Genomic DNA, 14,481 nt, shown 5'->3' on the forward strand with positions numbered 1-14,481 from the left:
TAATCGAACATTTATTGCCCAGAAGAATAGATGAACTTGAGTTTTCGCACGGGGATGAAGGAAGTCCACTACAACTTTAGCGCTGGAGCTAGACAATAATTTTATATTTTCTTATGTAATAACAAAAAACCGACTACCATATATAGATAGTCGGTTTTTTTTAGAGCTTTAATTCACCCATACGAATAAGCTCAAGTACAGCCTGCGATCGCCCTTTGACTCCTAGTTTTTGCATTGCATTTGATATGTGGTTTCGGACAGTTTTTTCAGAAATAAACAATTCCTGGGCAATTTCCTTAGTCGTTTTATCTTGTACGAGTAGTTCAAAGACTTCTTTTTCCCTTTTTGTTAGTAATTGCTTTGGTTTGTAGTCGTTGTCCTTCAAATGTTAACCCCTCCTTGCTGACATAAAGCTGTATAGCGAAGGGAAATTATTTAGTCAATATAGCTTATGAATCCCTTTATAATCAGTGCACACAATTTATAATTAAAAAATTTTTTCATTTAGCAACAGGCTAATCAGTATAATATGACCCTGCGTTTTGCTATAATTATGTAAAGGTATAGTATAGTAAATCTCTTATTTGGAGGATCCGCATGATTCATGAAATATTGGAATCAAATCAATTTATTTTTTTAGTAGCGTTATTGTTAATAGTTAGTGTTCTCGTAACCAAATTTTCTACCCGACTTGGTGTCCCTTCTCTTGTCTTATTTATAGGGGTAGGTATGTTGGTTGGGAGTGATGGGTTAAATTTTATATACTTTGACAATGCGAAAATCGCGCAATTGATTGGTGTTTTTGCACTGATAATTATCCTCTTTGAAGGTGGTTTGCAAACGAAATGGTTAACCATCAAACCAGTATTACCTTCAGCCACAATTCTCGCAACTGTAGGTGTATTGGTAACCTCTCTTGTAGTTGGAGTTGCTGCCAAGTATATCCTCGACTTATCCTGGTTAGAAGGTATTTTAGTTGGATCTATAGTTGGTTCAACAGATGCTGCAGCGGTCTTCTCCGTATTGAAAGGAAAAAACATCAAAGGGAATGTTAAGGCTACGCTCGAAGCAGAATCAGGATCAAATGACCCGATGGCAATGTTTTTAACCCTATCCTTCATACAGCTTATTACACAGGAACAATCTGGTATATGGATGCTTATAGGGACGTTTTTCTGGCAAATGGGTCTTGGACTCGTTTTAGGTTTAATAATTGGTAAGCTAGGTAGTATATCGATTAACCGAATTAACTTAGACTCAAGCGGACTATATCCTTTATTTGGGATCGCATTTGCATTCTTAACATACAGTATTACATCATTAGTTGATGCCAGCGGTTTGCTTGCAGTATATATAGCTGCGTTAGTTATTGGTAATTCAGATTTAACTTATCGACACTCCATTCTCCGTTTTAATGAAGGGTTTGCATGGATGGCACAAATTTTAATGTTTGTGATTCTAGGCTTATTTGTATTTCCCACAGAATTATTTACATTTACTAATATTGTTAATGGTCTATTAATTTCTGTTATCTTAATTTTTGCTGCAAGGCCTATTGCGGTCTTCTTAAATTTAATTAAATCACCATATCATTTTAACGAAAAGTTATTTTTGTCTTGGGCTGGTTTACGTGGAGCGGTACCAATTGTTTTAGCTATTTTCCCTATGTTAGCAGGAATAGAAAATAGTCAAATCATGTTTAATGCTGTATTTTTCGTTGTTTTAACCTCGACGCTTGTGCAAGGATCAACAATAACGTATATGACAAAAAAGTTGGGCTTAGAAGGTGAGGTCAAAACGGAGCCAATTCACTCCTTAGAACTCATCTCAATAGGTAAATCAAACGTAGAAATGGTTGAATATTACGTTACAAAGAAAAATATAATTATTGGTCAAACTTTGGAAGAGTTAGTACTACCAGACAATTCACTAATAAATGCTATAATAAGAGATGGTAACATTATTACACCAAATGGGCAGACAACAATAAAAGAAAAAGACACTTTATATATATTAGCTTCGCGCAAAAGTAAATCAAAACTAAAAGCCTTATTAGAAAAAAATATACATGAGGTATCGACTGCTAATGGAGTCAGCGATTGATATATTTTAGAGATACTAGTTACATGTATGTTAAAGTATAGTTAGATTGACGAATTATCATGGGAGGTAACCCACTTGGAGAATAGTGTAACAACTGCAGCAATTGCTGATGCTGAAAAAAGACTTCGGTATATAGCTGGAGCTATTAAACAAAATGGACGAAAAATATTAAATAATTATCCAATTACTTCACCCCAGTTTATCGCTTTACAATGGCTGTTAGAAGAAGGTGATTTGACGATTGGTGAGTTATCCAATAAGAATGGGCTAGCTTTTAGCACCACAACAGATTTAGTAGATCGCATGGAGAAAAATGAATTAGTTGAACGTATCCGTGATCTAAACGACCGACGAGTGGTACGTATTCATGTATTAGAAAAAGGAAATACAATTATTCATGAAGTTATTGAGAAACGTCAGGAATACTTAGGTGAAGTGTTAACAAACTTTTCGATCGAAGAAACAGAAACTTTAAATAGATTATTAACTTTTTTGCATGAACAAATGAAATGTGTAAATGAAAAATAACAACTTAGAAGAGGCGATTATAGTTGAATCAAGCTATCGGAGTCATTGATTCAGGTGTTGGAGGTTTAACCGTTGCACATGAATTAATGCGACAATTACCTAAAGAAAAACTACTGTATGTTGGTGATACATTACGATGTCCCTATGGACCAAGATCAGAACAGGAAGTTAAAAAGTTCACATGGGAAATGGTGAACTTTTTACTAGAAAAGAAAATTAAAATGTTAGTTGTTGCATGTAATACAGCTACTGCATTCACGTTAACTGAATTACAAGATCATTTAGATATTCCTGTAATAGGCGTCATTAATCCGGGTGCGCGTGCAGCAATCAATGCAACTAAAAACATGCACATTGGTGTCATTGGAACTGACGGAACAATTAGCAGTAAGGCTTATCCAAAGGCTTTATTAAGTATACATTCTGAGATTCATATAAACGCATTGGCTTGTCCGTTATTCGTACCGCTGGTGGAAAAAGGAATTTTACAGGGCGAAACCACTTTACAAATTGTTTCGGAAACATTAGAACCAATGAAAAATAATAACCATATCGATACATTAATTCTTGGATGTACACATTATCCACTAATAAAAGATACCATCCAACAGGTTATCGGCGAACATGTATCTATTATATCATCAAGTGAAGAAACTGCCCGTGAATCAAGTGCAATTTTAGAATATCATGAAATATTGTATAAAGGTGATCATATTCCTTATCACCAATTCTATACTACTGGGGAACTTGACACATTTAAAAAAATTACACAACGCATATTTCAGAGTTCAGTAAATAAAACTCAAACAGTTGTTATCGAACACGCCACCATTATTTAATAGATTCTGTTATACAGGATCTATTTTTTTATTTAACAATTTTTTAAAAAGTTGTATTGGTTTGGTCTAATTTTGCGATGGGCTCGTATATATAGTAGTACAAACCATCGTAGGAGGGAATAACATGCGGATGCGCGGTATTTTTATAATGACAGGTATAGTGAGTTTTTCCGTGATATTAACTGGGTGTTTTCAAGGAGAACAGTCTTTAGAGGAAATTGATCCACCCCAGGATGCAACAGAAGTAAATAGTTCAGAAAATGCAAACTCCGAAGCAACAAAAGAGGGCGCTAAAGAAGAGGGTCAAGAAGGAGCGGTTTCAACGGAAACAGTAGAAACACAGTTATTTCTACTTGATTCAAATGGAATGGTAGTACCTCAAACACTAGAATTACCAGCAACAAAAGAAGTCGCTACACAGGCATTAGAATATTTAGTGGAAGATGGTCCTGTTACACAGCTTTTACCAAATGGCTTCCAGGGAGTTTTACCAGCAGGTACGGAAATCCTAGGGTTAGATTTACAGGAAGATGGAACAATGATAGTAGATGTTTCCAATAACTTTAAAAATTATAATGGTGAAAAGGAACTGGAAATTTTACAAGCTATGACGTATACCTTAACTCAATTTGAGAGTGTGGAAAAGGTTAAGCTCTGGATAAACGGTTACCCTGTAAATGAAATGCCGGTAAACGGGACACCAGTGTCTGATGGTTATACGAGAGCAAATGGTATAAACATGATTCAAACGGATACAACAGATTACTTAGATAGTGAAGCAGTTACACTTTATTATCCAACAGCACACAACGATATAAACTATTTCGTTCCAGTTACTCAGTACATTAAGATGGATGAATCTAATGATTATGAGTCAGTTGTAAGTGCGTTAATAGAAGGACCGCAGTACAATACAAATGTTACACAAGTGTTTAATTCATCGGTATCATTGATGGAAGAACCACAGTTAAATGACGGGGTGCTTAAGTTAGTATTTAGTAATGAGATACTACTTGAAGAAGGACCGGCAACAATTTCGGATAACGTTGTAGAAACGTTAGTTAGAACGTTAACAGAGAATGAAGAGGTAAAAGCAGTTGATATTAATGTCAACCAGGTAGATCAGATATTTAATGAAAATGGTAAGGCATATACCGAGCCAGTTACAAAGAAAATGATTATGCCTGCTGAAAAATTATAGGTAAAAAGGCTGTTTTGGCAGCCTTTTTTTGCTTTAACCGGACATTTATGCTTTTGAATATGTTCATGGTAAAATATATGTTACGATTAATTTTGGAATTAAGGAGGCGTTTAAGATTGAGAAATGACAATAGAGAATTAGATAGTTTGCGGGATATAAATATGACAGTGGATTTCATTAAACATCCTGAAGGATCAGTTTTAATTCATGTTGGGGATACAAAAGTGATTTGTAATGCAAGTATAGAGGATAAGGTACCACCATTTATGCGAGGACAAGGAAAAGGGTGGATCACTGCAGAATATGCTATGCTTCCAAGAGCAACAGATAAGCGAAATATTCGAGAATCGTCAAAAGGTAAAGTAAGTGGACGTACAATGGAAATTCAGCGATTAATTGGACGAGCATTGCGGTCTGTAGTTGATCTAGATAAAATAGGTGAACGGACAGTTTGGGTTGATTGTGATGTTATTCAAGCTGATGGTGGGACTCGTACGGCATCCATTACAGGGGCTTTTGTTGCAGTGGTACTTGCTTTTGGTAAAATGATAGAAGCAAAAACAATGAATAAAATGCCTGTTACAGATTTTCTCGCAGCTACCTCAGTGGGGGTTCTGGAAAATGGCGATGAAATTTTAGATTTAAATTATCAAGAGGATTCACAAGCACAAGTAGACATGAACATTGTAATGACAGGTTCAATGGAGTTTGTTGAGATTCAAGGAACTGGTGAAGAAGCTACTTTTTCGTATGATCAGTTACAAAATATGTTAAAGCTCGCGACAAAAGGACTACAAGAAATTATAGAGAAACAGAAACATGTACTAGGTGAATTCGCAAACAGAGTTGGGGAGACGAAAAAAGAACAATCTTCAGGTGGAAAGTAATGAAAAAAGTAATTATAGCCACTAAAAACAAAGGTAAAGCAAAGGAATTTACCGAATTCTTTTCCATGTATGGAATTCAAGCGTTATCTTTGTTAGATCTCTCTAAAGACATACCTGATATTGAGGAGACCGGAACGACCTTTGAAGAAAATGCTGCATTGAAAGCGGAACAAATTTCAGCGTTGTTTGGTATGCCAGTGCTTGCAGATGATTCTGGTCTAGTAGTTGATGCATTACATGGTGATCCCGGGGTCTATTCTGCGAGATACGCAGATATGGAAAAAAATGATAAAGCAAACATGGACAAAGTGCTGACAAAAATGATTGATATTCCAGCAGAAAAACGTACAGCACGGTTTGTTTGTGTTTTAGCAGTTGCAGCTCCGAATGTAAAAACAAGTTTATATAAAGGTACTTGTGAAGGGATAATTGCAACAGAGCCAAAAGGTGAAAATGGATTTGGATATGATCCTGTTTTTATTCCTCATAACTATTTAAAAACAATGGCAGAACTGACACCTGCCGAAAAAAGTAAAATAAGTCATCGGAAAAATGCAATGGTCCAAATGGATGTTTGGATTCGAAAATTATAAACGCTGAATCAGGAGGTTGATAATCGTGACAAGCGTATTATTTGTAAGTGATAGTCACGGTTTAACAAGCGAACTTACACATATTAAAGATCAAGTAAACGTTGACTTGATGATACATTGTGGAGACTCTGAATTGGAACTTGATGCTCAACAATTAGATGGGTTTGTGAAAGTAAGTGGAAATTGTGATTATGACAGTCGTTTTCCAAATGAACAAACAATTGAGATAGGGGATCTTAATTTTTATGTGACACATGGGCATTTACATCAAGTGAAAGCAGGATTGAAGACCTTATCTTATCGCGCAGAGGAACTAAAGGCCAGTGTAATTGGATTTGGTCATACGCATGTTGCTGGTGCTGAAAAAGTTGGGAATCAGCTTTTTATTAACCCTGGTAGTATTCGATTGCCAAGAAAAGTAAATGTAAAAACATATGCCATTATGGAATGGGAAGAGATTGAAGAAATATGTATTTCATTTTACACGTTAGAGGGTAATATTGTCGAAGAATTAACGTATCATACCTCGTTGTCATGATTTGAGTAAGCTTGTTAATTAAGAACTGGATTAACAAGCTTACCCTATGACATTTTAAGAGTAAAGTATTGACAAAAATAATACTAGTGCCTATAATAATTCTTGTCCGCTAAAATTAACGACATGATTAATGCGGGTGTAGTTTAGTGGTAAAACCTCAGCCTTCCAAGCTGATGATGAGGGTTCGATTCCCTTCACCCGCTCCATACATACTAATAATCTTGTCCCAGTAGCTCAGTTGGATAGAGCAATAGCCTTCTAAGCTATGGGTCGCAGGTTCGAATCCTGCCTGGGACATCATCTTAGAAAGGGGAACCTATGCAACATAAAATAGGTTCCCCTTTCTTTACATACTCAGGGGGAGGGCGTTTACTTTCTGGGTATTCGGGAATGTATAATTAATATCTGTTTTGTAATAGAATAAGCGCAAGGGAGGTGAATCGTAAGTGGGAAATGAAAATGTCATTCTGTTTCCAAAATGGAAAGAGGCATTGGAAGAAGATAGTTTACTTGCTTTGAAAGAAAAAAGGTATGAAGAAGCTTTACATAAATTAGATCAGTTACTTGATTATCAAGTAAACAATCATGAAATCGTGATAGGTAAACTTATCTGCCTGATGGAGTTAGATAGGTATGAGGACGCGCAAGTATTAAGTGAAGAATTATTAAAGCGTGGCAATGAAAATTATTACCATTACGTACATATTTATTTAACGATTTTATTTCAAACGAATCAGTATAAAAAGTTAATGGAGCAAGTTGAATATGAATTGGACAAAGTTTCCGTTCCCCAACAAATGAAAGAACAATTTCAACAATTATATGATATGAGTGAAAAAATGAATGTTGAGATTAAAGATGAAAAGCACTCTGAATACATAAGCGAATTGTTGGAAGCTGTTAAAGAAATGAATCATGTGAAACAATGGAGGTCAGTTGAGAGTCTTCGAAAAATAAATGCTATACCGTCCATAAAAACAACAGAAACACTTTTAACAGAAAGCTTGGTGCATCCGGTAATTAAAACTGCCATTTTTAAATGGCTTCAGGATAGCGAGTATAATGAGAACATTCGTATACATAAGTTAGATATGCAAGTTGAGGTGAAACCCAATCAAGTTTCCGATATCCATTCACATGCGACATTTAAACAAATTTTGTTATTAATTAATAAAATTGAATTAAAAAATCCAACTTTGTATCGATTAATGGAAACACTTTTATATCGCTTTATATATGTAAGATATCCAATAATGCCTTCAAGCGAGCATATTCAACAAATAGCAACCGCGCTTACAAACATTGGAGAATCATACTTAAGCATGGATCATTTATCTAATGAGGAACCTGATCCGGATGTTTTACGATACCAAGAGGAAATTAAATTGTGTGAAACCCTATATCTCAGCATCATAGAAGAGTAATAGGCAGTAGCTGCAAATGCTTGAAAGACATAGTAATTATGTTATAATGATATGGTTGTAAATTTGGTATTCTATTTTAGAAATCAAATACTAGAGACCTGTGAATAATTAATGGAAATCAATAGATTTTTTTGGAGGGAATTATATGACAGCAAAATGGGAAAAACAAGAAGGTAATGAAGGAGTTCTTACAATCGAAGTTAGCCCTGATGAGTTTGACAAAGCATTGGATCAGGCATTCAAAAAAGTAGTGAAAGGGGTACAAATCCCTGGATTTCGTAAAGGAAAAGTACCACGCAAAATTTTTGAAAACCGTTTTGGTATAGAATCACTTTACCAAGATGCAGTTGACATCGTATTACCAACAGCATATACAAATGCTGTCGAGGAAACAGGAATTGAACCAGTCGAACAACCAGAAGTAGATATTGAAGAAATTGAACAAGGAAAAGAACTTATTTTCACTGCAAAAGTAACGGTTAAACCTGAAGTGAAACTAGGAGAATACAAAGGTCTAGAGGTTGAAGAGCAAACTGTTGAAGTAACTGACGAAGATGTTCAAGAAGCAATCGAAAGCCAACGTGAACAACATGCAGAATTGGTTGTTAAAGAAGAAGGTACTATTGAACAAGGCGATACAGTTGTAATCGATTTTGAAGGATTTTTAGATGGTGAAGCTTTCGACGGCGGAAAAGGTGAAAACCATTCATTAGAAATCGGATCTGGACAATTCATTCCTGGTTTTGAAGAAAAATTAGTCGGAAAAGAAGCGGGAGAAGAGTCGGAAATTGACATAACCTTCCCTGAAGAGTATCACGCTGAAGACTTGGCTGGTAAGGAAGCTGTATTCAAAGTAAAGATTCATGAAATCAAAACGAAAGAATTACCTGAGCTTGATGATGAATTCGCAAAAGATTTAGATCAAGAAGTTGAAACGCTTGATGAGTTGAAAACAAAGAAAAAAGCCGAATTAGAAGAACAAAAGAAACAAGATGCAGAAAATCAAAAGCGTGAAACATTAATAGAAAAAGCTTCAGACAATGCTGAAGTTGATGTACCAGAAGCAATGGTAACTACTGAGCTTGACCGCATGATAAAAGAATTTGAACAACGCTTACAGACTCAAGGCATGACAATGGAAATGTATTTCCAATTCTCAGGTCAAGATGAAAATGCATTAAAAGAACAAATGAAAGATGATGCAGAAAAGCGTGTCAAAACGAATTTAACATTAGAAGCAATCTACACTGAAGAAAACTTAGAAGTAACTGATGAAACTGTCGACAAAGAGTTAGAAAACATGGCATCTATGTATCAAACTGATGTTGATCAGTTAAAGCAAATGCTTGGTGGCAATACGGATGCAATTAAAGAAGACTTGAAATTTAAACGCGCGATGGATTTCTTAGTAGAGGAAAGTAAAACTGTTTAATTTAACTTTTTTATGTTTATTTAAAACAGAATGAGGCAAATACTAACAAGGCACGATAATCTCGTGTCTTGTTTTAAACTTTAATACTGAAGTATTATTTTTGTAAGAAAGGTAATCTTTCTAGTCATGACATACATATGATAAGCAGTACTAACTTTTATTTGGACATAGAAAAATGAACAAAACAAATAAAAATCATAACAGTTATGATTTGACTTTTTTATTTATTTCTCCATAATTAAAAAATAAATATAGTAAAGTATATTGTTTTGTATTCTAATTTTGTTCTGATATGATGGGCTATGAAAGTTGGATCCTATATAAGAATAATTAGGGGTAGATTTAAACTTTTAGGGGTGAAATGGAATGTTTAAATTTAATGAAGAAAAAGGTCAATTGAAATGTTCTTTTTGTGGAAAGAGTCAAGATCAGGTTCGTAAACTTGTTGCCGGACCAGGCGTTTATATATGTGATGAATGTATTGATCTTTGTACAGAAATCGTAGAAGAAGAGCTTGGTACAGAAGAAGAAACTGAATTTAAAGAAGTACCGAAACCTAAAGAGATCTGCGAAATATTGGGTGACTATGTTATTGGTCAGGATAAAGCAAAGAAAAACTTATCGGTTGCCGTATATAACCATTATAAACGAATCAATTCTCCAAAAAGCAACGATGATGTTGAGCTTTCTAAGAGTAATATTGCAATGCTTGGACCAACAGGAAGTGGTAAAACATTACTTGCCCAAACATTAGCAAGAATTTTGAATGTGCCATTTGCGATTGCAGATGCTACTTCATTAACAGAAGCAGGATATGTTGGTGAGGATGTAGAAAACATTCTTTTAAAGCTAATCCAATCAGCAGATTATGATGTGGAAAAAGCTGAAAAAGGAATCATTTACATTGATGAAATTGATAAAGTTGCAAGGAAATCAGAGAATCCATCTATTACAAGAGATGTATCTGGTGAGGGTGTACAACAAGCATTATTAAAAATCCTTGAAGGTACAGTAGCAAGTGTACCACCTCAAGGAGGACGTAAGCACCCACATCAAGAGTTCATTCAAATCGATACGACCAATATCTTATTCATTTGTGGTGGGGCCTTTGATGGTATCGACCAAATCATAAAACGTCGTCTTGGTAAAAAGGTTATTGGATTTGGAGCTGATGAGCAGCAACAAGATCTTGAGGTAGGACAATTGCTTGCAAAAGTACTGCCAGAAGACTTATTGCGATACGGTTTAATTCCAGAGTTTATTGGAAGATTACCTGTAATCGGAGCATTGGAACCTTTAGACGAAGATGCACTAGTTGAGATTTTAACAAAACCAAAAAATGCATTAGTAAAGCAATATGAAAAGTTATTCCTAATGGATGATGTGGAGTTAGAATTTGAAGAAGAGGCATTGATAGAAATTTCTAAAAATGCAATTGAGAGAAAGACTGGAGCTCGAGGTTTACGCTCAATAATAGAAGGCTTAATGCTTGAGGTAATGTTTGAGCTTCCTTCCCGAGATGATATTGAGAAATGTATTATCACAAAAGAAACAGTCATATTAGAGGATGGTAGTCCTAAACTGATTTTTAAAGATGGTACGGTGAAAGATGATAACAAACCATTACCTAAAGAAAGTGCATGATAATAGGTAAATAATACATGTTTAAAGACTGACTAGAGAGAATGATTAGCTCTTCCTATTGCTTTCGTAATGATGATTGGAAGTTCTAACTTACTCTTTGGGTCAGTCTTTTTCTCTTTCGGTCATACATAGACATTAATGGGTAACACTAAGAAATGCATTTATGTTGCCACTACCTTTAAAAGGCCTTATATATTTACAAATGGAAAACATTTCTTTACACTTTATATTTAAGGAAAGTAAAAACTTCGCCATTCACTTAGTAAGGAAAGGGTGGTTAGCGGGGTTTTCAAATAATGAACGATACTAAAAAACTGAATTTTATCTTTACGGAGGTACATAAAATGACAAATAAGACTATTCAGCTTTCCCTCCTCCCATTACGCGGCTTGCTTGTTTTTCCATCTATGGTCATTCATTTAGATGTTGGTCGGGAAAAATCGATACAAGCGTTAGAAAAAGCAATGATGGAAGACCAAACTATATTTTTAGCTGCGCAAAAAAAAGTAAGTGTGGATGACCCTGATCCTGAAAATATATATGGAATTGGAACTGTTGCAAAAGTAAAACAAATGCTCAAATTACCAAATGGAACAATTCGTGTGTTGGTTGAGGGATTATACCGTGGCGAAATTGTCCAATTTATTGAAGAAGAAGAACAATTTATCGTTGAAATTGATGAGATGATTGAGGAACGCGGAGATAAAAATGAAGAAGAAGCATTGATGCGATCATTATTAAATCAATTCGAACAATACGTTAAGGTATCTAAAAAAATTAACCATGAAACATTAGCTACTGTTTCTGATATTGAAGAAGCTAGTCAACTCGCTGACATTGTAATATCACATTTGTCTCTTAAATTAAAAGATAAACAGGAACTTTTGGAAACAGCTAATGTTAAAAAACGTATTCAACGATTAATTAAGTTAATTTCAAATGAGAAGAAAGTTCTCGATTTGGAAACGAAAATTGGACAACGTGTTAAAAATTCAATGGAAAAAACACAAAAAGAATATTATCTTCGGGAACAATTAAAAGCAATTCAAAAAGAACTTGGTGAAAAAGACGGAAAAACTGGTGAAGTTGATCAGATTAGAGAGAAAATCGAACAATCGAAAATGCCAAACCGTATTCTGGAAGTTGCACTAAAAGAATTAGATCGGTATGAGAAAATACCACAAAGTTCGGCAGAGAGTTCTGTTATTAGAAACTATTTAGATTGGCTTGTTGCTATACCGTGGACTGAAGAAACACAAGATACGATTAATATAGATCATGCCCATAAGATTTTAGATGAAGATCATTATGGTCTTGATAAAGTAAAGGAACGCGTACTTGAATATTTAGCAGTACAAAAGTTAACAAATGCAATAAAAGGCCCTATTTTATGTATCGTAGGACCACCTGGGGTTGGTAAAACATCGTTAGCGAAGTCAATTGCCAGAGCGATTAACCGTAACTTTGTTCGAGCATCATTAGGTGGTATTCGCGATGAAGCAGAAATTAGAGGGCATCGGCGGACATATATCGGCGCAATGCCTGGCAGAATCATTCAGGGTATGAAGAAAGCAAAAACAACTAACCCGGTATTTCTCCTAGATGAAATTGATAAAATGTCCAATGATTTCCGAGGTGACCCATCGTCAGCAATGTTAGAGGTGCTGGACCCTGAACAGAATAGTAATTTCAGTGATCACTATATAGAAGAAACATATGATTTATCAAATGTCCTATTTGTTGCAACTGCAAACTATGTGAATAATATTCCGGGTCCGTTACTTGACAGGATGGAGCTTATTTCAATTGCTGGGTATACAGAAATAGAAAAACTCCATATAGCTAAAGAGCATCTTGTGGGAAAACAATTGAAAGAAAATGGATTGAAAAAAGGTAATTTACAATTGCGTGACGATGCATTATTAAAGCTGATCCGCACATATACCAGAGAGGCTGGGGTACGTGGTTTAGAGCGTCAGATAGCAAGGTTATGTAGGAAAGCAGCAAAAATAATTGTTTCAGAGGACAAGAAAAAAGTCATTGTTACAACAAAAAATATGGAGGAGTTATTAGGGAAGCCAGTTTTCCGTTATGGTCAAGTGGAAAAAGAAGACCAAATAGGTACGGCAACCGGATTAGCATATACGGCAGCCGGTGGTGATATACTTTCCATTGAGGTTTCCCATTACCCTGGTAAAGGGAAATTGACCCTTACAGGGAAACTTGGTGACGTGATGAAAGAATCTGCACAAGCTGCTTTTAGTTATATCAGGTCAAGAGCAAAGGAATTAAATATTGATCCAAATTTCCATGAAACCTATGATATTCATATACATGTGCCTGAAGGAGCTACTCCAAAAGATGGTCCGTCTGCGGGTATTACGATGGCGACGGCCTTAGTTTCTGCACTTTCTGGGCGAGCTGTTAAGAAGGAAGTCGGAATGACAGGGGAAATTACGTTGCGAGGGCGTGTCTTGCCAATTGGTGGTTTGAAGGAAAAATCATTAAGTGCTCATCGTGCTGGGATTACAACAATTATTATTCCTGAGGAAAATGCAAAAGATATTGACGATATTCCCATTAGTGTTCGAGAAGATTTAACATTTATTAAAGTTAACCACCTAGATCAGGTATTGGAACATGCGTTGGTGAGGAATTCTTATGAAAGTAAATAATGCTGAAATCGTAATTAGTGCAGTAAGCCAAAAGCAATATCCAAATGATCGCTTGCCAGAGATTGCTTTGGCTGGTAGGTCTAATGTTGGTAAGTCGTCCTTTATAAATCGATTAATTCACCGTAAAAATTTAGCCCGTACATCATCCAAACCTGGAAAAACACAAACGCTAAATTTTTATAAAATTAATCAATCCTTTTATTTTGTTGATGTTCCAGGGTATGGTTATGCAAAAGTGTCCAAAAAAGAACGCGAAAAATGGGGCGTTATGATGGAAGAGTATTTCGAAACAAGAGATACTTTAAAAGCAATTATGCTTATAACAGATATAAGACATGAACCATCAGCCGACGATGTTAATATGTACCAATTTTTAAAACATTTTGATCTACGTGTGATTGTCATCGCAACCAAACTAGACAAAATTGCTAAAGGTAAAATTGCTAAACATGTGAAACGGACTAGAGATACACTCCAAATGGAGACAGAGGATATAGTAATTCCGTTTTCTGCTGAATCTGGTGAAGGCAAAGATGAAGCTTGGGGTGTAATTAGGCAATATCTATAGAAATACTTATAAGTGAATCGTTAAGCGTTTGGGAATTTTTAAGCATGGG

General features: G+C 35.3%; 13 protein-coding genes and 2 tRNA genes. 14 read left to right on the top strand and 1 reads right to left on the bottom strand.

What is annotated here, in order from left to right; genetic code table 11:
• Positions 1 to 160 precede the first annotated feature (160 nt).
• The gene (locus AC3G7N_RS04935; protein ID WP_089531918.1) at positions 161 to 385 is read right to left on the bottom strand and encodes a helix-turn-helix domain-containing protein; all 225 of its coding nucleotides are present in this window, start codon (positions 383 to 385) and stop codon (positions 161 to 163) included.
• A gap of 212 nt (positions 386 to 597) precedes the next feature.
• Between AC3G7N_RS04935 and AC3G7N_RS04940 the strand changes: the two genes are divergently transcribed.
• From AC3G7N_RS04940 to yihA, 14 genes are all read left to right on the top strand, one after another.
• Complete coding sequence (locus AC3G7N_RS04940; protein WP_489421032.1) at positions 598 to 2,103, top strand: potassium/proton antiporter; 1,506 nt, start codon at positions 598 to 600, stop codon at positions 2,101 to 2,103.
• A 75-nt stretch (positions 2,104 to 2,178) separates the two neighbouring features.
• Positions 2,179 to 2,631 carry a MarR family winged helix-turn-helix transcriptional regulator gene (locus tag AC3G7N_RS04945; RefSeq protein WP_489421033.1) on the top strand — a complete coding sequence of 151 codons (453 nt, stop codon included), beginning with the start codon at positions 2,179 to 2,181 and terminating at the stop codon, positions 2,629 to 2,631.
• Between the two features lie 23 nt (positions 2,632 to 2,654).
• Complete coding sequence (racE, locus tag AC3G7N_RS04950; RefSeq protein ID WP_489421034.1) at positions 2,655 to 3,470, top strand: glutamate racemase; 816 nt, start codon at positions 2,655 to 2,657, stop codon at positions 3,468 to 3,470.
• Between the two features lie 124 nt (positions 3,471 to 3,594).
• Complete coding sequence (locus AC3G7N_RS04955) at positions 3,595 to 4,671, top strand: GerMN domain-containing protein (protein WP_489421035.1); 1,077 nt, start codon at positions 3,595 to 3,597, stop codon at positions 4,669 to 4,671.
• Positions 4,672 to 4,787: 116 nt separating this feature from the next.
• Positions 4,788 to 5,558: a ribonuclease PH gene (gene rph, locus AC3G7N_RS04960; RefSeq protein WP_489421036.1), complete on the top strand. Its 771-nt coding sequence runs from the start codon at positions 4,788 to 4,790 to the stop codon at positions 5,556 to 5,558.
• Positions 5,558 to 6,151, top strand: coding sequence for an XTP/dITP diphosphatase (locus AC3G7N_RS04965; RefSeq protein ID WP_489421037.1), 594 nt, complete (start codon positions 5,558 to 5,560; stop codon positions 6,149 to 6,151). The genes rph and AC3G7N_RS04965 overlap by 1 nt, the downstream gene beginning before the upstream one ends.
• A gap of 25 nt (positions 6,152 to 6,176) precedes the next feature.
• Positions 6,177 to 6,689: a YfcE family phosphodiesterase gene (locus tag AC3G7N_RS04970; protein WP_489421038.1), complete on the top strand. Its 513-nt coding sequence runs from the start codon at positions 6,177 to 6,179 to the stop codon at positions 6,687 to 6,689.
• Positions 6,690 to 6,821: 132 nt separating this feature from the next.
• Positions 6,822 to 6,895: transfer RNA gene (locus AC3G7N_RS04975), tRNA-Gly, on the top strand.
• Between the two features lie 17 nt (positions 6,896 to 6,912).
• Positions 6,913 to 6,986, top strand: a tRNA-Arg gene (locus AC3G7N_RS04980).
• 149 nt (positions 6,987 to 7,135) lie between these two features.
• A complete protein-coding gene (locus AC3G7N_RS04985) occupies positions 7,136 to 8,113 on the top strand; it encodes a tetratricopeptide repeat protein (RefSeq protein WP_489421039.1) in 978 nt (325 codons plus the stop codon).
• A 145-nt stretch (positions 8,114 to 8,258) separates the two neighbouring features.
• Complete coding sequence (tig, locus tag AC3G7N_RS04990) at positions 8,259 to 9,545, top strand: trigger factor (RefSeq protein WP_489421040.1); 1,287 nt, start codon at positions 8,259 to 8,261, stop codon at positions 9,543 to 9,545.
• A 366-nt stretch (positions 9,546 to 9,911) separates the two neighbouring features.
• Positions 9,912 to 11,189 carry an ATP-dependent protease ATP-binding subunit ClpX gene (gene clpX, locus AC3G7N_RS04995; RefSeq protein ID WP_489421041.1) on the top strand — a complete coding sequence of 426 codons (1,278 nt, stop codon included), beginning with the start codon at positions 9,912 to 9,914 and terminating at the stop codon, positions 11,187 to 11,189.
• Positions 11,190 to 11,533: 344 nt separating this feature from the next.
• Positions 11,534 to 13,864: an endopeptidase La gene (gene lon / locus AC3G7N_RS05000; RefSeq protein WP_489421042.1), complete on the top strand. Its 2,331-nt coding sequence runs from the start codon at positions 11,534 to 11,536 to the stop codon at positions 13,862 to 13,864.
• Positions 13,851 to 14,432: a ribosome biogenesis GTP-binding protein YihA/YsxC gene (yihA, locus tag AC3G7N_RS05005; RefSeq protein WP_489421043.1), complete on the top strand. Its 582-nt coding sequence runs from the start codon at positions 13,851 to 13,853 to the stop codon at positions 14,430 to 14,432. Before lon ends, yihA begins: the two co-directional genes overlap by 14 nt.
• The last annotated feature ends 49 nt before the right edge of the window (positions 14,433 to 14,481 follow it).

The sequence above is a fragment of the Virgibacillus carmonensis genome (assembly GCF_057836705.1).